Source organism: Rubripirellula reticaptiva (assembly GCF_007860175.1).
GTDB lineage: Bacteria > Planctomycetota > Planctomycetia > Pirellulales > Pirellulaceae > Rubripirellula > Rubripirellula reticaptiva.
Map to the genome: position 1 here is coordinate 666,396 of NZ_SJPX01000002.1, position 17,950 is coordinate 684,345.

Annotated in this window: 16 protein-coding genes and 1 tRNA gene; 4 read left to right on the plus strand and 13 right to left on the minus strand. The window is 54.7% G+C overall.

What is annotated here, in order from left to right; all coding sequences use genetic code 11:
* Positions 1-168: 168 nt before the first annotated feature.
* The 3 genes from Poly59_RS08725 to Poly59_RS08735 all read right to left on the minus strand — a co-directional run bounded on the left by Poly59_RS08725 (position 169) and on the right by Poly59_RS08735 (position 3,592).
* On the minus strand, positions 169-1,467 hold the full coding sequence (locus Poly59_RS08725) for a DUF1559 domain-containing protein (RefSeq protein ID WP_146533698.1): 1,299 nt from the start codon (positions 1,465-1,467) through the stop codon (positions 169-171).
* Between the two features lie 293 nt (positions 1,468-1,760).
* Entirely contained in the window at positions 1,761-1,949 is a 189-nt protein-coding gene (locus Poly59_RS08730; protein ID WP_146533699.1) for a hypothetical protein, read from the minus strand.
* A 215-nt stretch (positions 1,950-2,164) separates the two neighbouring features.
* Positions 2,165-3,592 (minus strand): arylsulfatase, encoded by a 1,428-nt coding sequence (locus Poly59_RS08735; RefSeq protein ID WP_146533700.1) that lies wholly within the window; start codon positions 3,590-3,592, stop codon positions 2,165-2,167.
* Positions 3,593-3,793: 201 nt separating this feature from the next.
* Between Poly59_RS08735 and Poly59_RS08740 the strand changes: the two genes are divergently transcribed.
* The 4 genes from Poly59_RS08740 to tgt all read left to right on the plus strand — a co-directional run bounded on the left by Poly59_RS08740 (position 3,794) and on the right by tgt (position 7,339).
* Complete coding sequence (locus Poly59_RS08740) at positions 3,794-4,411, plus strand: peptidylprolyl isomerase (protein WP_146533701.1); 618 nt, start codon at positions 3,794-3,796, stop codon at positions 4,409-4,411.
* A gap of 205 nt (positions 4,412-4,616) precedes the next feature.
* A tRNA-Thr gene (locus Poly59_RS08745) sits at positions 4,617-4,690 on the plus strand.
* Positions 4,691-4,879: 189 nt separating this feature from the next.
* Entirely contained in the window at positions 4,880-6,211 is a 1,332-nt protein-coding gene (locus tag Poly59_RS08750; protein WP_146533702.1) for a DNA-directed RNA polymerase subunit alpha C-terminal domain-containing protein, read from the plus strand.
* 15 nt (positions 6,212-6,226) lie between these two features.
* Positions 6,227-7,339 carry a tRNA guanosine(34) transglycosylase Tgt gene (gene tgt, locus Poly59_RS08755; RefSeq protein WP_146533703.1) on the plus strand — a complete coding sequence of 371 codons (1,113 nt, stop codon included), beginning with the start codon at positions 6,227-6,229 and terminating at the stop codon, positions 7,337-7,339.
* A gap of 79 nt (positions 7,340-7,418) precedes the next feature.
* On the opposite strand, the gene Poly59_RS08760 is transcribed toward tgt, so the two are convergent.
* The 10 genes from Poly59_RS08760 to Poly59_RS08805 form a co-directional block, all read right to left on the minus strand.
* A complete protein-coding gene (locus Poly59_RS08760) occupies positions 7,419-8,312 on the minus strand; it encodes an HDOD domain-containing protein (RefSeq protein WP_146533704.1) in 894 nt (297 codons plus the stop codon).
* Between the two features lie 280 nt (positions 8,313-8,592).
* A complete protein-coding gene (locus Poly59_RS08765) occupies positions 8,593-9,600 on the minus strand; it encodes an ABC transporter substrate-binding protein (RefSeq protein WP_146533705.1) in 1,008 nt (335 codons plus the stop codon).
* A 109-nt stretch (positions 9,601-9,709) separates the two neighbouring features.
* On the minus strand, positions 9,710-10,516 hold the full coding sequence (locus Poly59_RS08770) for an ABC transporter permease (RefSeq protein ID WP_146533706.1): 807 nt from the start codon (positions 10,514-10,516) through the stop codon (positions 9,710-9,712).
* Positions 10,513-11,280 (minus strand): ABC transporter ATP-binding protein, encoded by a 768-nt coding sequence (locus Poly59_RS08775; RefSeq protein WP_146533707.1) that lies wholly within the window; start codon positions 11,278-11,280, stop codon positions 10,513-10,515. The genes Poly59_RS08770 and Poly59_RS08775 overlap by 4 nt, the downstream gene beginning before the upstream one ends.
* On the minus strand, positions 11,277-12,458 hold the full coding sequence (locus Poly59_RS08780) for a cadherin repeat domain-containing protein (protein WP_146533708.1): 1,182 nt from the start codon (positions 12,456-12,458) through the stop codon (positions 11,277-11,279). The genes Poly59_RS08775 and Poly59_RS08780 overlap by 4 nt, the downstream gene beginning before the upstream one ends.
* A complete protein-coding gene (pilM, locus tag Poly59_RS08785) occupies positions 12,455-14,089 on the minus strand; it encodes a type IV pilus biogenesis protein PilM (RefSeq protein ID WP_146533709.1) in 1,635 nt (544 codons plus the stop codon). The genes Poly59_RS08780 and pilM overlap by 4 nt, the downstream gene beginning before the upstream one ends.
* 23 nt (positions 14,090-14,112) lie before the next feature.
* Positions 14,113-15,828, minus strand: coding sequence for a type II secretion system protein GspK (locus Poly59_RS08790; protein ID WP_246151497.1), 1,716 nt, complete (start codon positions 15,826-15,828; stop codon positions 14,113-14,115).
* Entirely contained in the window at positions 15,825-16,868 is a 1,044-nt protein-coding gene (locus Poly59_RS08795; RefSeq protein ID WP_186776106.1) for a PulJ/GspJ family protein, read from the minus strand. The genes Poly59_RS08790 and Poly59_RS08795 overlap by 4 nt, the downstream gene beginning before the upstream one ends.
* On the minus strand, positions 16,865-17,335 hold the full coding sequence (locus Poly59_RS08800) for a prepilin-type N-terminal cleavage/methylation domain-containing protein (protein WP_146533711.1): 471 nt from the start codon (positions 17,333-17,335) through the stop codon (positions 16,865-16,867). Before Poly59_RS08800 ends, Poly59_RS08795 begins: the two co-directional genes overlap by 4 nt.
* On the minus strand, positions 17,332-17,949 hold the full coding sequence (locus Poly59_RS08805) for a prepilin-type cleavage/methylation domain-containing protein (protein ID WP_146533712.1): 618 nt from the start codon (positions 17,947-17,949) through the stop codon (positions 17,332-17,334). Before Poly59_RS08805 ends, Poly59_RS08800 begins: the two co-directional genes overlap by 4 nt.
* Between the last annotated feature and the right edge of the window lies 1 nt (position 17,950).

The window sequence follows — 17,950 nt, forward strand, 5'->3', positions numbered from 1 at the left end:
ATCCCGACATACAACGAATACACTCTGATTTGCATGGAAGCATCGCTTAAAAAAGGGAATCGGTAACAGTTTTTTGAAATGAACAAGTATCGGTGACGAAAGACAACCGTTAGAAAAACGTGTTCGCCCGAAAGTCGAGCACGTTTAGAATATTATCAATCAACAAGATCAAAACTGCTCGCTGATCACTTCTCTAGAGGCCCGAGTTCCAAGCGAGCCCCAAAGCCCGAATGGGCTGGCAGCGCCGGCAACAGACAAGGGGTCGGTGTTAGCCGCCTTAGTTGAAACCATCGCGCGCCCCGACGGATTGCCCGCTTCCACTGAATCCGTAAAGAATTTGACCGCTCCATCCCCCATCAACATGTGAGCTCCACCCGGGTGGCGACTACTCGGTGGGCAAATGGCATCGGAACCCGCGAAGCTGTCGAAACATAGTTCGCGGTTGGGAGGGAGAATCGTGAAGACACCAGAGTGAAGCGGAAGGCTCCACGCCCATCGATAGCCACGGCGGTTATCAATTGCTCCTTGCAGGGTCACGGTGGCATTCCAAAATAAAGGTCGCTCAATGTTTACAAAACTCTGACACCCTAATGCGCCTCCCGGTGCCCGAATGTTGATGGTGCCGTCCACACCGGCTGTCCGCTTATCGCCGTCTCCAATGTCCGTGACCAACTCACCCATCGCGAAGGTATTAGAAAGGCCGTCCGTGACATCTCGAAATTTGCTGTCCAGTTGAACTTTGAAGAAGCCTCGGTTACTAGCATTCGATGTCTGAGCCGCTGCCGATGAAACAATGTTACCTGTAGTGTTGCCACGCAATTGAGCGGCGGTGCTATCGGCGGAATCACCGAGACTTACCCCGTAATTTGTCCTTCCCATTGCGGGAAGTCCTACTCCAGGATCACTGGGGCATCGAAGTGTTGGGATGTCCGATTCCCACGGATCATAAGGGCCGGCATCTGAAGCAACGAGCCGGCTAAATACTCGTCCCGGATAGGGTCCCATTGGCGAATAGATATTTCCAGCTCCTGGTTGGCCGGCGGGTACTTGGTAAGGGTTGGCAACTTGTTCCCAGGTAGACTGCTGCTCAAAAAATGGCAACAGCCCAACCAACGCTGACATCTGTCCGGCTGTCCATCCAGGGGCAAATTCCCGACGACTTGGTCCGTGAGTCCCCCCAGCGTGTCGTGGAGCCTGGTTGTACGCAGAGTGGTAGTTATGCAACGCTAAACCAATCTGCTTGAAATTATTGCTGCAGCTCATCCGTCGCGCCGCTTCCCGCGCGGCTTGGACTGCGGGCAAGAGCAGGCCGACAAGGACACCAATAATGGCGATGACGACAAGCAACTCAACGAGCGTAAAAGCTTTCCGATCGGACTCCTGACAGACTTGCTGATTTAGCGACAGCTTTGGATCAATGACGTCAAACGTCTCCTTCTCGTAGCCGTGTTGATTGAGAGCTCTCATAAAAGCGCAAACCTGTTAACGTTGATGGGATTCCGAAATTCAAAACTCGGTTCGGGACGAAGCAAGTGCGATGCCAATCCGAGGAATACCGGAAAAACGGTAACAAGAGTTGCGAAGGCAACCACTAAAGTCTCGGAAGGTACCTAAATACGCATGGCGTATTTTCTCACACATTCCGCCTCCCACTTTTTGTGCACCGCTGCCTCAATATTGAGAAGCTGAGCAATCGGCAGCTGAGAAGACCGACTGGATCTGTAAGAGATAGACAACGAACACGAAAATGTTGTCTGTCGTTAATCATCTGCCGTCAATATTTCTGCCAAGGAAACAAAGAAAGGCAGAGCAGCCAGAAGTGGCTGTGTAACTTGGCAAATCCACTGCACGCGGCCGGGCAGTACCGAAGCCCCCCGCCGCCCGACGATTTCCAAAGCAATTAAGTTGCTCGCTGCACGAACCGTGATGCTGCCGATGATTTTCGTCATCGACACCGCCAATTCGCCAACTTGCCAACGGCAATCTCAAGAATAAAGACAGCGCTTCGCGATGATCAGAAAAGGCCGTCGCTAACGCAATCTCATCGAGGCATCGCTCGGCGCCTTCGCGTTTCTCTTTATTGGCTCCAGTCACCTTTTTTCAGGCTACCGTCTTTTGTTCCGGCAACCCGCGCAGCGTCTACCGCGACGTGACCGGCACCCAATCAATTCGATTTGCCGCGGACTTGCCAACTTGGATGCGGCGTATGAGCTTCGTCCATCATTGCGGCTGCCTTCTTCACCAAGTCAGGATGCGCACCAGCGAGGTTGTTTCGTTCGCCGATGTCATCAGCCAAATGGTAAAGCTCGACTTTGCCGGTGATCATCGGTTGCCGGATGGCTTTCCAATCACCGAAACGTACCGCTTGGCGGCTGCCCTGTTCATAGAACTCCCAGTACAGATACTCGTGCTGCGATTGATTATCTTTGTTGCCCAACAGCGTCGGCGCGAAACTAACGCTGTCGATGCCATCGGGAACATCGGCGCCCGCCAGTTCAGCAACCGTCGCCATCCAGTCGCCGAAGTAGGCAATATGATCCGTTGTTGAACCCGGCTTGATCGTGCCTGGCCACCACGCAATGCCAGGCACTCGGATTCCGCCTTCATAGAGTGCTCGCTTGGTCCCCCGCAGTGGTCCCGAAGGATTGAAGCGATCCAAATTGTGGTTCGACTCGTTGTGAGGCCCGTTGTCCGACGTAAAGAACACGAAAGTGTCCTTTGCAATCCCAAGTTCGCCCAACAAATCCAGCAAACGCCCGACATCACTATCCATTCGCGTGATCATCGCGGCTTGACCTTTGTCCTGGTCCGGCCAATCGCGATCCGCATAGATTCCAAAGTCTGGTACCTCGGCACCATTCCCGGTCATTTTTGATGCTTCATTGTTCGCATGCGGAGCCGTTAGCGACAGATACAAAAAGAACGGACCGTCCTTGTTCTCGCGGACAAACTTCAATGATTCGGCGGCGAACAAATCGTGTGTGTAATCGACACGCTTGGTGGCGTAGCCACCGGTGAATCCGCCATAACTCGAGTCGTTTCGTTTGACGACATTGCGAAGCGGCTTCTTGGTTCGGTCATCCCAGATGAACTCGGGATAGTAGTTGTGGGCATGTACTTGGTTCAAATACCCATACATGCGGTCGAAGCCTTGATTCATCGGAAAGCCAGGGCTGTCGAATTCACCAAGCCCCCATTTGCCGATCAAGCCATTGGTGTAACCAGCCGTCTTCAAGACCTCAGCCACGGTGACGTCTTCTCCGCGTAGTGACTGAACCAACATGGATCCGTCTTTGCCGCCGCTCGCATTGCCTCGAACGTGAGCGTGCCCCATGTGTTTCCCTGTGATCAAAACACATCGGCTGGGAGCACAGACCGTGTTGCCTGCATAGAAGTCGGTGAACTTCAGACCCTCGGCCGCCATCTGATCCAACCGAGGCGTCTGGATGACTTCTTGGCCGTAGCAACCCAAGTCGCCGTACCCGAGATCGTCGGCCATCACGTAAATGATGTTTGGTTTGTCGGCACTGGCCGACTGGACGAACAACAAACCAAAGCAAACGGAAACCGCAAGTTGGAAAACGTATCTCATCAATGCCTTAGTCCAATTGAGAGAGGGAACCGCATCAGGAAGCTCCTGAACATCTTGTCTCAGGATCTGGTTGACTTGCCTTTGCGGAGCAAATTTTGTATCGATTATAAATGAATTATCGATGCATCGAATTCAGCGCATCGTAATTCACTGCCCCACCTGCCGGAAATCTGGCTGCCCGAACTCTGGAATCCCCTCCCAATGCTTCAACGAATTTCCCGTTACTCGGCCGCTTTGGCTGTTGCGTCCGCGTGCTTGTTTTCTTCGCTGGCGGCCGCCGCCGACCCAATTTTGGTCGAACTGGATACGTCCGAAGGCTCGATCATTTTGGAACTGGATCAAGAAAAGGCGCCAAAAACCGTCGCTAACTTTTTGGATTATGTCAAAAGCGGACATTTCGATGGAACGATCTTCCACCGCGTGATCCCTGAATTCATGATTCAAGGTGGCGGATTCGATGCTTCAATGCAGGAAAAACCTACCAAACCACCGATCAAGAACGAGGGTGCCAACGGCCTAAAGAACGACGAGTACACCGTCGCCATGGCCCGAACAGGCGATCCGCATAGCGCCACAAGCCAGTTTTTCATCAATACCGGCAAGAAGAATGGTTTCCTGGATCACCGCAGCCCAACGACCGAAGGTTACGGGTACGCAGTTTTTGGAAAGGTCTTCGACGGCAAAGAAGTCGTCGACAAGATCGAAGCAAAACCCACTCGTTCGGTGCCCGCACCAGGCGGACGGGGCTTGTTGGAAGACGTGCCAGTTGAAACCGTCACCATCAAAAGCGCGAAGATCATGTCGGGCGCAGGCAAATAACCCCCCCTGATGGACGCATTTTTACCGACCGTGCGGGCTTCTTAGTCTCTTTTTCCTGCCGGTCGGCAGTCCGCCTCTTGACGATATTTACTTAAATAACGTATTTTTCTGCTTGGCGAGGACATTTGGCACGCTCGTTGAAATCGGATCCCGTCCGATCGAACGTAGTGTCACCTAAATACGCCTGAATCAGTCTTTTTCGATCGCCAGTGTAGCTTCAATTGGCAGAGCAACGCATTCGTAATGCGTAGGTTATGAGTTCGAATCTCATCACTGGCTTTTTCGCGATCCGGAACCCCTGTGGTTCCGCCAGCGGTCGGATTGAAACTGATTGATGAATCGGCACTGGGATCGCACTGCGTGGTTTGCGATCCCGGTTGCCGCATGTGGCCGCGGACCGCACCAACGCCTCATGCTCCCATTCCCATGCTTTTGACGCCCCCCGCGGAGGGCAGGAGACTTGTGTCGATGAGTGAAACCGATCTCGACGTTCTCGACCTAAAGGACATGGTTCTTTCCAACAACTCGTTCGGCCCCGCCGACGTGGGGAAGATCCGGACTGCGATCGCTGAAAACTACGGCCACTTTGGCGAGTTGCGTGACGCGGTTAACGAGATGGAAGACGATGAAGCGCTCAGCCCCGCCGGCATGACAAAGAAGGGCGTTTGCGAATTCTTGTTAGGCAAGTTCCGCGAATCGCTTTCGACTTTGCAGTCGGCCGATGGCGGTGCGATGGCGTTATTCTATCAAGCTCGTTGCCAATTCGAACTCGGCCAATACGAAGCTGCGATCTCAGCTTACGAATTGTCACAAAAATCAGGCTACAACGAAGACCAGTGCAAAATCGGCGTTGCCGAGTGCCACCGGTATGCAGGCCGAGTCAACGATGCGTTGGCGATTCTGGATAATATCTTCGGCCCAGCCGAACAAACAGCTGATTACATGTACCAACGCGCCGCCACCGTTGCCGCGGTTGGCGGGCGCATGGAAGAGGCCCTTGCGCTTTACCAGCGTGCCGTCAACACCGACGAGAACCATGCCGGTGCCCTGTTCGGTTTGGCGCTTGAAAACGACCGCATGGGCAATGACCAAGAAAGCTTGGCCCTGTACGAGCGAGCTGCCAAGACATTCCCAACGGGTGTCGGCGCACTGATTAACTTAGGCTTGATCTACGAAGACAACAACAAGTTCGACAAAGCCCAGCTTTGCTACAAGCGGATTCTGGATTGCTACCCCGATCATCCTCAGGCACAGCTCTACATGAAGGATGCGGCCGCAACCGGCAATATGCTTTATGACGAAGAAGCCCAACGCCGCAACGATCGCTTGGCACAAATTCTGAACATGCCAGTGACGAACTTTGAACTAAGCGTTCGAAGTCGTAACTGTCTACAGAAGATGGGCATCGATACGATCGGCGACCTGACACGAACCAGCGAAGCCGAACTGCTTAGCAGCAAGAACTTTGGTGAAACCAGCTTGTTCGAAATTCGTGAAATGTTGACGAGCAAGGGCTTGAGCCTCGGTCAGTTTGCTCACGAAAAGAAGAGCAACGATCCGCCGGTCGACACCAGCCACATGTCGGCTGACGAGCAAGCATTGCACGATCGTCCGATTTCCGATCTGAACCTGTCGGTACGTGCTCGCAAGTGCATGGCGCGTTTGCAGATCAATTCGATCGGCGAACTGATCCGCAAGACTGGCGACGACATGTTGGAGTGCAAAAACTTCGGTGTGACAAGCTTGAACGAAGTCCGCGAGAAACTGACGGATCTCGGATTGAAAATGCGTGGGGACTGATCGCCCAATATTTTCATGAGCCAGTTTCAATTTGAACTCTCACACCGCGACGCGACCACTTCGGCGCGTCGCGGTGTTTTTTTGACTCCTCACGGTCCGGTCCAAACACCAGGCTTCATGCCTGTTGGTACCCAGGGCACGGTCAAGGGCGTCACGATCGATCAGGTCAAAGCGACCGGCGCCCACATGATCCTCGGCAATACTTACCACCTGGCACTCCGGCCAGGTCACGAGACGGTTCGGCGGCTCGGCGGGCTGCACGGAATGTCACGCTGGGACGGGCCGATTCTGACCGACAGCGGCGGATTTCAAATCTTTTCGCTCGGCGCGATCAACAAGGTCACCGAAGAAGCCGCCACTTTTCGCAGCCACATTGATGGCGCCGAAATTCGGCTGACTCCTGAACACTCGATCGAGATCCAAGAGTCACTCGGCAGCGATGTGGCTATGGTGCTTGATCACGTGGTCGCATTGCCGGCTCAGCCCGGTGTTGTCGAAGACGCAATGGCCCGATCGATTCGCTGGGCCAAACGCTGCCTCGAAGCCGCCACGCGTGACGACCAGGCCAAGTTTGCGATCGTTCAAGGTGGACTGGATGTCGAACTAAGAGTCCAGTGTGCAAGCGAACTTTCGTCGATGAATTTCGACGGATACGCAGTGGGCGGATTGAGCGTCGGAGAGGCTCCGTCGGAAATGTACCGAATCACCGCCGCAACCTGCCCAGCACTTCCCGAAGACAAACCGCGGTACCTGATGGGTGTTGGCAAGCCAATTGATCTGATCGAAAGCGTCGCTCGGGGAATCGATCTGTTCGACTGCGTGATGCCAACGCGAAACGGACGAAACGGGCTGGCCTTCACTGACGAAGGACAGCTGAAACTTCGCAACGCCATCCACAAAGAGGACACGCGTCCCATCGAAGAGCACTGTCCATGCGTGGCGTGCCGTCATAGCCGAGGTTACCTGCGACATCTATTCGTTGCCGGCGAAATGTTGGGACCGATTCTATTATCGATCCACAACTTGACGTACTACCAACGCGTCATGCAAGGTGCTCGCGACGCCATCGAGCAACGTCGCTTCGAAGCCTACGCCCATGAGAAAAAAGCAGGCTGGGGACTTCTGTAAAACGAAGCTGTTCAGCCGTCCCAAACCGCGGATTGCGGCCTGAGTGGCGACGTCGGGCGTAACCCGTCCGAGTGCTCGGCTACTCGGCCATGTACTCGGCGAGCGTTTTCTTGGGCACTGGCAACTTCAACAGCGGTGCAAAGTCTGCGGTCGCTTGATCCACGGTATCGAACAGTTCAGCGAGTTGTGCATCCGTTTGGCCAGTCAATTGCTTGAAGCCCGCCACGAACTCATTTTGTTCTTGCCAATTGTCATCACAGCACGACGGCAGCAACGATGCGAGAGCAACGCAAGCTGGACCTTGCTGGCTCTTGCCAGCGGCAAGCAGTTCATCCAGACGTGTGTGCTGAGCGATCAAGTCGACAAAATCATCAGGCAAATTCCAGCGGGATGCCAACATGGCGGCGGCGTCGGCATGATCCCAACCAAACATTTCCTTTTCCAAGCCGCTCAATCGACGACCTTCGGCAGCGCGACGAGTAACCAGTGATTCGTACTGGGCGGGCAGTTCTTTCAACAACAGCGGAATCGCCATGTCTTGCAACAACGCACCGGCAAACAGGTCTTCGGCAGACGCTAGCTTTAGCGATCGTCCAACCATCCGGGCGAACAATGCGCGGCGTAGCGAGTCTTGCCAAAGCGACTTCAAGTCGAACGGTCCAAACGTTGGGTTTGGAATCACGCTGAAGACAGCATTCCAAAGTGCAAAGTTGGTGATGGCTCGCGTACCTACCAACGTCAACGCTTGCTGCACACTCATGATCTCGCGGCTAAATCCAAAGTAGCTCGAGTTCACGAATTTCAAAACCTGCCCCATCAAGCCAGGGTCGGCTTCGATTGGCTTGGCAAAATCGGCGGGGCCACAATCTGCATTCTGCGAAAGCTGGAGTAACCCGATCGCGCTATGCGGCAACGCGGGCAGGACTTCAGTGTGGAAGACGTCTTCGAGCGCAAGGGGAGTAGTCGTCGTCATGGCGTGCAAGCCTGCTTCCTAAGGGTGTATCTGGTTTTCGGGCAAGCACTAACAAATCCAAACCCCAATTTGATCAAGTGCTTCCCGCTCTTAAAAACCTAGGTTGCAACCCCTCGTATCGACGTCGTTTTACAACCGCTTTCATTGCGGCTGCACGAGAGCGTGCCGATTGTTCGGGTTAAACGGAAAAAGTCACGTGCATTTGTCCCCCAAATTGCCAACGCACAATTTTTCATCCACTACTCGGCTCGGCAACTTCCGCGATAGTTCGGCGGCGAAGCTAGCGTGTCAAGAATTCGTCCGTGAAGCATTCACTGGGTTTCACTTTTCCGGCCGAACCAGGATCCAGATCTTCCATCTGCTTGACTAGAGTCGCCCATCGGGACTGAGACATGGTGCCGATCTCGTCGATGCTCATTTCGTTTGGAAGCGCCAGAGGCACCAGTTCCCTGCTACCGAATTGAAGGGCGGCGCTTGTCATGCCGTGCTTGTTGGCAGCGAGGATTGCGGCATTTCCAACGGCCGAATCCGAGATGTAGTTCTTCCAACCTTGCTGGGTTGCCTGCACGAAAGTTCGCACTTGCTCGGGGTTTTCGCGGATCAGTTTTCCGGACGTGATCAACACGCTGCTATAAGGATTCCACCCCAAATCGCTGACCATAAGCGTTCGCACCTCGACACCTTGCTGACGAGCCAACAGTGGTTCGGCGAAAGAGTAGGCCTGGACCGCGATCTTTGGATCCGCGACCAGCGACGACACACTGCCGTGATAAGGAACTTCGGTGACTTGATCTAAGATGCCTTTGGATCGCATGAATTCAAGAAACGAACGCCCCGCCTGGCGCTGCAGCGTCATGCCAGCCAGCCCCGCAAAGTCCTTCACACCGCTGTCTTCACGTACCAAAATGCAACGTGGACTCATCTGCATGACCGCCATGACTGCGACGATATCCATGCCTTCACGGCGAAAAACAACGACGTCATCTGCGTTTGCCATCGCGAATTGCACGCGACCAAGTTCTAACTCGGGGGCCACCGGTGTGGCTCGCCCACCCGGCCGAATATCAACGTCAAGACCTGCCGCTGCGTAAGTACCGTCCGCGAAAGCTTGATAGACGCCGCCATGCTCGGCCTCGGGATACCAGTTCAATTGCACGGCAACCCGCGGAATCGGCGTACCACCCTCAGTACTAGTAATCTCCGACACAGTGTCCTTCGATCGGCTGCAACCAATCGCAACGACTAAGAACAGACCGACAAGGCTCGTTAGGCTTCGGCTTACCAACATCACAGATTCGCTTCGCTCGAGAAAACTTCGTCCAACTCTGACGCCAAACACTGACACCCTATAATGGCCGATCGCAGATGAGTCCGAAACCGGCGACAACGGAATCGGTCTAGCGAACCGGCGTAGTAGACGTCCAACGCCTCAACACGGTTGCAGACACCAGCTGCACCGCGCCAAACAATGCCAATCCCAACATCGCCGAAGCAAACAGAGCTGCGATCAATGCGTCGGTCTTGGTCAGCGCCTGCCAACCCGTCATCAAAGTGCCTAGCCCGTCATAACTTGTTCCGTTACCGACAAAGAACTCCGCGACAATTGCACCAATGACGGCCAACCCGCTGCTAGTCTTTGTCCCCACCATCAAGTACCGGATGGCTGATGGAATTTGCAGTTTGCAAAGCCGCTTCGTTCGGCTTGCACCGTACAAGCGAAATAAATCTGACGCGTCTCGATCAATCGACATCAACCCGGACGTGACGCTATTTACGATCGGGAACAAACAAACAATCACGGTCACGATCACGACGGTGCGAAACGTGTAACCGCTCCAGATGATCAACAACGGCGCTACGGCGACGATCGGCACCGTCTGCAACAAAACCACATACGGAAAAAATGCCAGCCGGATACTACGAGAAAGACTGAATGCGATCGAAATCAACGATCCTAGCACGACCGCCGAAAACAAACCCGCGATCGCTGCGATACCCGTCGAAAGGGTGCCCCGCACTAATGCGTCATAATGATCAATCGCGGCATCAAAACACTGACCAGGCGTCGGCAGTAGCGCTTTGGGAAGTTCGAACCATGCAACCACAGTATACCAAACGCCAATCCCGGCGACCGCGACCAGCGACACCAGACTCGCACTCATCGCGACTTCACGGATATCCCATTTGCGACGGCGATCAATCATGCATTGCCTCGCAATGACGCGCTGATCTTGCCATAGAACCGAGCGAACTCGGGCGCACTTCGAACGTCATCGGATCGTGGGAAGGGCAAAGGGCTGTCAAGCGTTTCGATCACACGTCCGGCACGCATGACAGCGATTCGGTGCGACAATACAATCGACTCGCCAATATTGTGAGTCACCATCACTGCGGTAAATCGTCGTTCGTCCCACAACTGCAACAGCAACTCGCCCAGCTGTGTCCGCAGCATATCATCGAGCGCCGCAAAGGGCTCGTCGAGCAACAATACACTTGGCCCAGTCACCAGAGCTCGCGCGATCGAAACGCGCATCTTCATTCCGCCTGACAATTGGTTGGGAAAGCGATGCATGGCATCCGACAATCCAACTCGTGCTAACAAGTCCGTCGCAGCGGCGCGGCGATCAGCACGACTGCCACGTGAAATCAATTCCAGTGGCAACGTAACATTTTCAAGAGCCGTTCGCCACGGCAACAATGTCGGCTGCTGGAACACAAAAGCGATTTCGCCATGAACGCCTGACGCGGGCGGTCTCAAAGTCACTTGCCCAGACGTCGGTGACTCTAGCCCTGCCATCAAACGCAGCAAAGTTGTTTTCCCGCATCCGCTCGGTCCAACCAGAGCTAAGATTTCGCCAGCAACCGCTGAAATCGTGACATCCTCAACCGCCCTCACCCCGCCAGAATACTCGATCGAAAGCTGATCGCATCGAATGGTTGACGGGGCTGCGGCGTTGGTCGTTGTCAATCTTCTTCTGCTGCTTTGGCGGCTTCGCTTAGGTTACCAGACTGTTCCAAATTGAAACGTCGTCCGTCGATCTCTAAGACAGCATAGCGACGTGTCACCTCAACGACTTCGCCCTTCAGCGTCCCGATTTCAAACTTGTCACCGACACGCAGCTTCAACGTCTTATCTCGGGTCCGGACGTGCATCCAGGCCTCCCAATCGCCACGACCTTTTACCAAACCCGTCAGAACGGTTTGCGTTGCGTCATCAAACTTTGGCTTTTCCGGTTCAGGCGACGGTGGCGGTGGCGGATCGACGACTTTGACAGTCAGTCTCTGCTCCGTCGTTCTCGCTGGGTAACCGTTATCGGTGACCATGACGGTAATCGGAAACTCTTGCTTTTCCGGACTATTGATTTGCAGTGTTCCAGAAGTCGCGTTCAACGAAACGAGTTCTGTAGGGCCGTCAATCAATTCGTACGTCAACGTATTCCCTTCGGCATCCTTAAATGCCAGTGGTGCCGGCGTGTTGCGTCCGATGATCGCTTCAATCGTAGGGCTGCCCGCATAGCTTGGCGGCTGATTCGGCGGTTGAAATAGATTACGGTTCATGATCGTGTCGCGATAAACCACAAATTCATCGTCAACTCGCCAAGACGGATCATTTCGCTCGGGCAGTTGATCCGGCGCCGACATCAGCGCGATCGCATCCACCGTCATCTCGACGGTAAAGCCACCTGTCTTGGCTGGCCGCACCGACAAATCGCGAATGCGATGCAGGTAGTCTTTTGCATAAAACGAATGAAGCAAGCTAATCGTTTTGGGGATGTCCGCCGAGCCGAGCACTCGAAATGACATTTGTTGGTACAGGCCACCGACTGGACGAGGCCCAAGTGGGTCGACGCTGTAGCCGCTAACATCGTTCTGCTGGACGATGCTGATCAGCCACTGTTGATATAGGCCTTGCGCGATTTCTAAATTGCCAGGCAACGAACGCACCATGTACTCGCCCATCTGGCGATTTGCGTATTCACCTTGTAACTGCTGTTCGGTCAACCGCTGCTGCTCTTGTTGCAGACGCGTAATCTCGTTGGTCCGTTTCTTAACGGCCGAGCGGTAATTTCCGAAGCCCCACCAGATACCACCAGCGATCAACAGACCGCCTACCAAAATTGCTAAAAAGCGTTCACGTTGAGTCATGCTTGCACCTCCGATTTCGCAGCGTCGGCGTCGGATTCGGTTTCAACTTCTTTTTCAGATTCGGCTTCTGTTTCAGATTTAGCTTCTGTCTCAGATGGCGAAGCCAAGGCACTGTCAACTGGCGGTTCTTTCGCTTCTTCATTCGGTGGGGCAGCAGCTCCTTCCGCTCGAGCTGAGGTCTCCGCCATCATTGTTTCCAGAATCTTCTGATAGCGAACATTACGAACCGCTTCCGCTTCGATCGTGATCGTTTCGTTAATCCCATACCGATAAGCATCTTTGCTCTTCGATTCGTTCACGCCATCACCAACAACACTGTGTGTCGAATCACGCAGCGATTGTTCAAATTCGTCCATCACGATCGGTTCAGTCACTGCCGCCGTCACGACCAATTTCCCACCACCACGTCGTGGCTCAGTGGTACCCGTCAGCCCGCGAACAATCATCTTGTCCGCCGGTGGCATTGCCACCGCTAACCGTCGCATCTCTTCTAACCAATTGACGTCGCCATCCAAAAATTTGTCGACGATTTCGGTTCGATTGATGCTATCGGTCGCCGCGTCGACCGCCGGCTTCATCGCTGCATTTGCAGTCTTCAGTTCAGCAATCTCGGCATCCATCTTTCCAAGATTCCGATACAAGAAGTACCCGCCCACAATTGCTAGCACAGCCGGCACGGCGACCATGGCAGCCGAACGCAAACGGTTCGGTTCCACCTCGATGCGCTTACGCGGATTCAAAAAGTCGATCAATCGGTCGGAGTGGGCTTCGTCCGCAGCCAACAAACCAACCAACGGCGCCAACCGACCAACGTGATCGGGAAGCTCACTCTTTAGCTTGGCATCAACATCGACCAATTCGAATGGATCGATCACCTCGACCGGACATTTCGATGCTTCGGCTAGCATGACTTGATCATCTGCGTGCACCGACGCCCGTCCCCACAGGACTACCTTCTCGGGCGTCCCGGAGATGCCACATGCCACCAAACTGCGGCGCAGTTCTCCTGCAAGCGCCCGAGGCCGGGTCGCCGGATCCGTTGGCATTCGGACCGTTCGAACAAAGATCACGCGTCCCTGGCGGGCCACCACAATTTCAGCGTCACCGGCCAACAAGTCGATCAGAACGATATTACCCTCGGCCGACGCTTTTGGCTGAATCAGATAGAGTGCCGATGCTGCCAGTGGTCTTAGCGAGACCCGACTTGCCGTAATCCCGCTAGCTTCGCAAGTCTTACGAACTTCGTTCAGTTTCGCTGGTCCAATCGCAGCGGCGATCATTTCGACACCGGTATCCTTGCGGTGGGTGACCAAAAAATCGACCGTTGCGCTGTCACCGGCCGATGCGAAACTGCGGATCGCTTGAAACCGAACCATGTCAGGAAGTTCTTCATCCGGCACAGGCGGCAACTGCAATTCACGCAGTTCCGCGTAGCCACGTCCGATCGCGACCAAAGCCTCCATCCCAACGAGTCCATGCGAACTGACGGCACTGCGCAGTGCCTCAACCGCGGACGTGTCCTTCAATGGAATAACAGCGACGTCCGTCACTTTCACGCGTCCACCCGAGACTTGGCCAGCGACCATTCTCAGTTCGACTTCGTCCCAATCGAGGGCTATCTTTTTTGGCATCGGTTTCTTCTTTGAGGTTAATTCTATTGCTGTTCGGTCACGCTTCGCAGACCGAGTACCGATTGATCGAAACCTCTGCCCAAATGGCTGAGATCGCGCCAGGAAACTATCTTTGGATTGACCGTGGTCGCATCGACGATCACTTCGACTCGCGCCGCCGCGCCACTGCCTTCGAAGTACCCCACGATTTGTCCTCGATAAACGTCACCGCCACAGGTCAACAGCGGCGTCACTTGTCTCAGTTCGTCGAGCGTCAACAATCCCTCGACCATCAACCAGGATTCAAAATTGCGGTTTAGATCGTCTGATTCGGCTTGGCGAGTTTCCAAAATCGCCTGCACCGCTTCTTCGCTGAGCAGCGGTATTCCATACAACAACTCAGCCGGACATTCATTCAGATTAATCCGTCCCGGCATCGCGTCGACATCTTGAGTCGACAAAGCGTCCATCAAAATTGGCATCGCCACCGAAGCTGAAATCGGATCGCTCGAAAAAGGCGACGTGTACGAGCGGGCTTGGTCGCCGTCCCCTACCGTGACCGTCGCATCGACAAGGTCTAAAATCTGCGTCAAAGACGTTCCGCCACCACCGGTCAGGTCCATCTGATCCAACAAATCAACTGACCAAGCACCGCCCGACTGAGCCGTTTGGGCCTGGTTTCCACCCGTGTTGCCACCGGTTGCCGCAGCGACGGCCGAGGTCAGCGAAGTTGATTGCCCCGCGATCCGGAAAGCAACAATGAAGCTCGCATAGGTCTCGTCGCCTAACGCATCGAGTAACTCGTCATACAGAGCTTCCAAATCATCTTGGTTGACATCGACTCGTGGGTCGCCATTACGCCGTCGGTTAGCTTCGGATCCATGCACGGTCAAATAGGCCGCCCAACCGAGCGAACCCGAGGTGTCAATGCTGACACCGAACCGCTGCTGTTCATCAGGATCAATCACGCCATTTCGATTGACATCTGCACCAAACAACAATGACGGCGTCACACCGCGAACCAGCAGCAATTCTTCGACACTGTGCAGCGGTCCATTGGCAGCCGAGTAGGGCGTCGGCAACGTTTCGTAATATTCCGTTTCAGCACCGAACGGACGAACATCTTCGTCTTCGTCGATCCAGTCCAATATTGCTTCGGCCACGTCTTCGGTCATCCCAGGGAGCGACATCAACAATGAAACTGCAATGTTATCGGATTGCAAATCAGCGTCCGCGGTTTCATCGCTAGCCGCAGCGACCGCCGAGACTAATCCGCCACCGTTTTCCTCCAACACTACCAACGCATTCAAATTCAAACGGGCAGACTCGTTCTGTAGCCCAAATCGAATCCCGCCAAGAGTCCCCATTTCGGTCAGATCGGGCGCCAAAATCGAAAAATTCGACGGCAGCGAACCATCAATTCCACCGGAAACATTGACTGCTTGAAAAAGCTGCGGGTTGTTGTAGACGCCGCCAAAGTCGATTCGAGTGTCAGGTGGCTGCGCCAAAATTAAACGCACCGACTCAGTCGCCGATTCGACGTTCACGCGAGCCTGAACCAAATCGCCGGCCAGGTAGGCCGAATCGTCATACGCCAACATCAACTCGGTGAACGAATACACCGCCATCGTCGCGACCGCGACCACGATCAAAACCAGCACCAGAAAGAAACCTTGGCGAGGTTTCCGTCTACGCGCCACGACGTTTGGCTGCGATCCTCGTTCATCCAATTTGCGAACATCGAAAGGGTGGTAATTCACAGTGCTACCCCCGCAACGTCTTCTTCAGTCGTGTCGATCGGACGAGCCAGCGGCAGACGCACGATGTGCGAAAATGTGCGAATCGCATCAGGATCCAAGCCCGAGCCATCGGCTAGCAGCGCGGTTGGATCCGACATCGCCAGCTCGACTTTGACCGCCAGCGGAAGTTCACCGTATTCATCGCTGCTCCACATCAGTTGCCAAGTGATCCCGTCCCAATACTCGAACTGAATCGACAAGACCTCGGGGGCCAGCAATTCGCCCGTTTGATTCAGCAACGTCAACGCGCCCGTTGAAGCGGCGTGCAAGGTTGCTGCGCGGTCAAGCGACCGGCGGACCAATCCACCGCTTTCATTTTCGGAGCTGCCATCATCAACCGCTTCGGCCAATGACTGATCTTCGTTGATCGTCGCCAGCGCATCTTGGACGCCACCAGTAATTCCGGCAGGCTGAACGAAATAAGCGACGGTTTTCAAGTCGCTTGGTACGTCTTCGATGTCCGAAGTCGTCCCATCCAGCATTGCGACGTACTCTTCCAGACGCGGCAAACGGCTGAGATCAATTTGTATTTGTGATTGGTTTCCGATCAAACCAGGCGTCTGCAGCACTGCTGAACCCGCAGACAGATCCATCGACGACGCGTCAACGGCCTCCGTTCCAACAGCGGCTGAGTCATCGACAGCTGAATCGATCCCCGCAGCCGACAAGTCTTCACCATCGCCGGCTGCTGCCGACTCGCCACCGCCCGAAGCCGCCAACAACGACTCCAATCCCGCCATATCGGCAGGCACGGTGTGCAACGTTGCCCGCAGATCGTCTTCGATCATTTGCATGACGGCAGCCGCCAATTGAGTTTGGCGGATATCCATGTCACGCACATTCATGTCGCGAGCGTAAAACTGAATCGCACCGCCGACCAAAATCATCAACACCACCGACATCGCCAACGTCAGCAGAATCTCCAGCAGGGTAAAGCCAGAACGAAGAGTTGACTTCGTTCTCCGGCGTAACAACATGAAACTACCAATCAGGACGATCACAGTGCAGCCTCCTCGGACTCGAGCGCCTTGAGTGCTTCGGCTTCCGCCTCGGCCGCTTCCAATCCCAAGGTCGGATCCACGATCCATCGCGTCAGCGAGTAAGTCGCCAGCGGCGGCCCGCCGTTCGGACTCTCGGCCACCACGGTGATTCGCAAAATCAACAGTCCGTCCATTTGACCTGGTTGGACTTCAAGGCTGTAGTTGAACGACGTCATCGAACCGGAATCAAACGATGCAAGCGGTGTCGTTAGCACTGTTTGCGGCGAAATGCCGGATGCCACATCGAGCAACGTTTCCGACAATTTTGATTGGCACATTAGCCGCGCGACCGACAAATCGCGTGCCTCTCTTGCCGCGGACGTGCCGGTTTCGGCAATTTGACTTAACATTGCCATCGCACCGCCAAGAATGGCCAGAGCAAGCAAAATTTCAAGCAGCGAAAATCCGCCGCGACGCGACTTGATCACGGCAACACCTCACTGATCGTGACGTCGCCAGTGATTCCGCGAAGCTTGACTACAATGCGTCCAACGTCGCCACCCGACATTACAATCGAGGCGGTGCTGGTGGAACCATCGGGATAGAACAGGATCGGACGACTCCACCCGGACGATTGATCGGCAAGCGTCATTTGTTCGATCTCAGATGCCCGAGCTGCTGAAACAACACCAACGGAAACCACCGAAATCCCCTCGGGCAACTCAATCACTTCTTCGGCTTCGGAATCGACATCAAGCGACACAGCGTTGCCTTGATCGGCCCCCGAAAGTAGCGCCGATTGTGATCCGGTTTGGTCAATCGCCTCGGTGGCATCGCTAGTCGAAAAGTACGGCTTGATTCGAAACGAGTTTCCCTCGACCATTCCTTGGACCATCAACACACGGCCCTGACGCATCGCATCAACGCGGCTGCGCGTCATCTCGACGCGCCACTGTTCGGCAGCACGAACAAGTCGCCGATCACCCATCAACAGGCCGACTTGAGGAATCACGACCGACGCGATTGCTGCCAACACGGATAGCGTCAGCAGCAATTCAAGCAGGGTGAAGGCGATGCGAGATCTGACGGCGACGGACCTCACG

Bases quoted from the DNA above. Each gene is read 5' to 3' on its own strand.
- Poly59_RS08725 (WP_146533698.1), bottom strand. From the start codon at position 1,467: ATGAGAGCTCTCAATCAACACGGCTACGAGAAGGAGACGTTTGACGTC.
- Poly59_RS08730 (WP_146533699.1), bottom strand. From the start codon at position 1,949: ATGACGAAAATCATCGGCAGCATCACGGTTCGTGCAGCGAGCAACTTA.
- Poly59_RS08735 (WP_146533700.1), bottom strand. From the start codon at position 3,592: ATGAGATACGTTTTCCAACTTGCGGTTTCCGTTTGCTTTGGTTTGTTG.
- Poly59_RS08740 (WP_146533701.1), top strand. From the start codon at position 3,794: ATGCTTCAACGAATTTCCCGTTACTCGGCCGCTTTGGCTGTTGCGTCC.
- Poly59_RS08750 (WP_146533702.1), top strand. From the start codon at position 4,880: ATGAGTGAAACCGATCTCGACGTTCTCGACCTAAAGGACATGGTTCTT.
- tgt (WP_146533703.1), top strand. From the start codon at position 6,227: ATGAGCCAGTTTCAATTTGAACTCTCACACCGCGACGCGACCACTTCG.
- Poly59_RS08760 (WP_146533704.1), bottom strand. From the start codon at position 8,312: ATGACGACGACTACTCCCCTTGCGCTCGAAGACGTCTTCCACACTGAA.
- Poly59_RS08765 (WP_146533705.1), bottom strand. From the start codon at position 9,600: ATGTTGGTAAGCCGAAGCCTAACGAGCCTTGTCGGTCTGTTCTTAGTC.
- Poly59_RS08770 (WP_146533706.1), bottom strand. From the start codon at position 10,516: ATGATTGATCGCCGTCGCAAATGGGATATCCGTGAAGTCGCGATGAGT.
- Poly59_RS08780 (WP_146533708.1), bottom strand. From the start codon at position 12,458: ATGACTCAACGTGAACGCTTTTTAGCAATTTTGGTAGGCGGTCTGTTG.
- pilM (WP_146533709.1), bottom strand. From the start codon at position 14,089: ATGCCAAAAAAGATAGCCCTCGATTGGGACGAAGTCGAACTGAGAATG.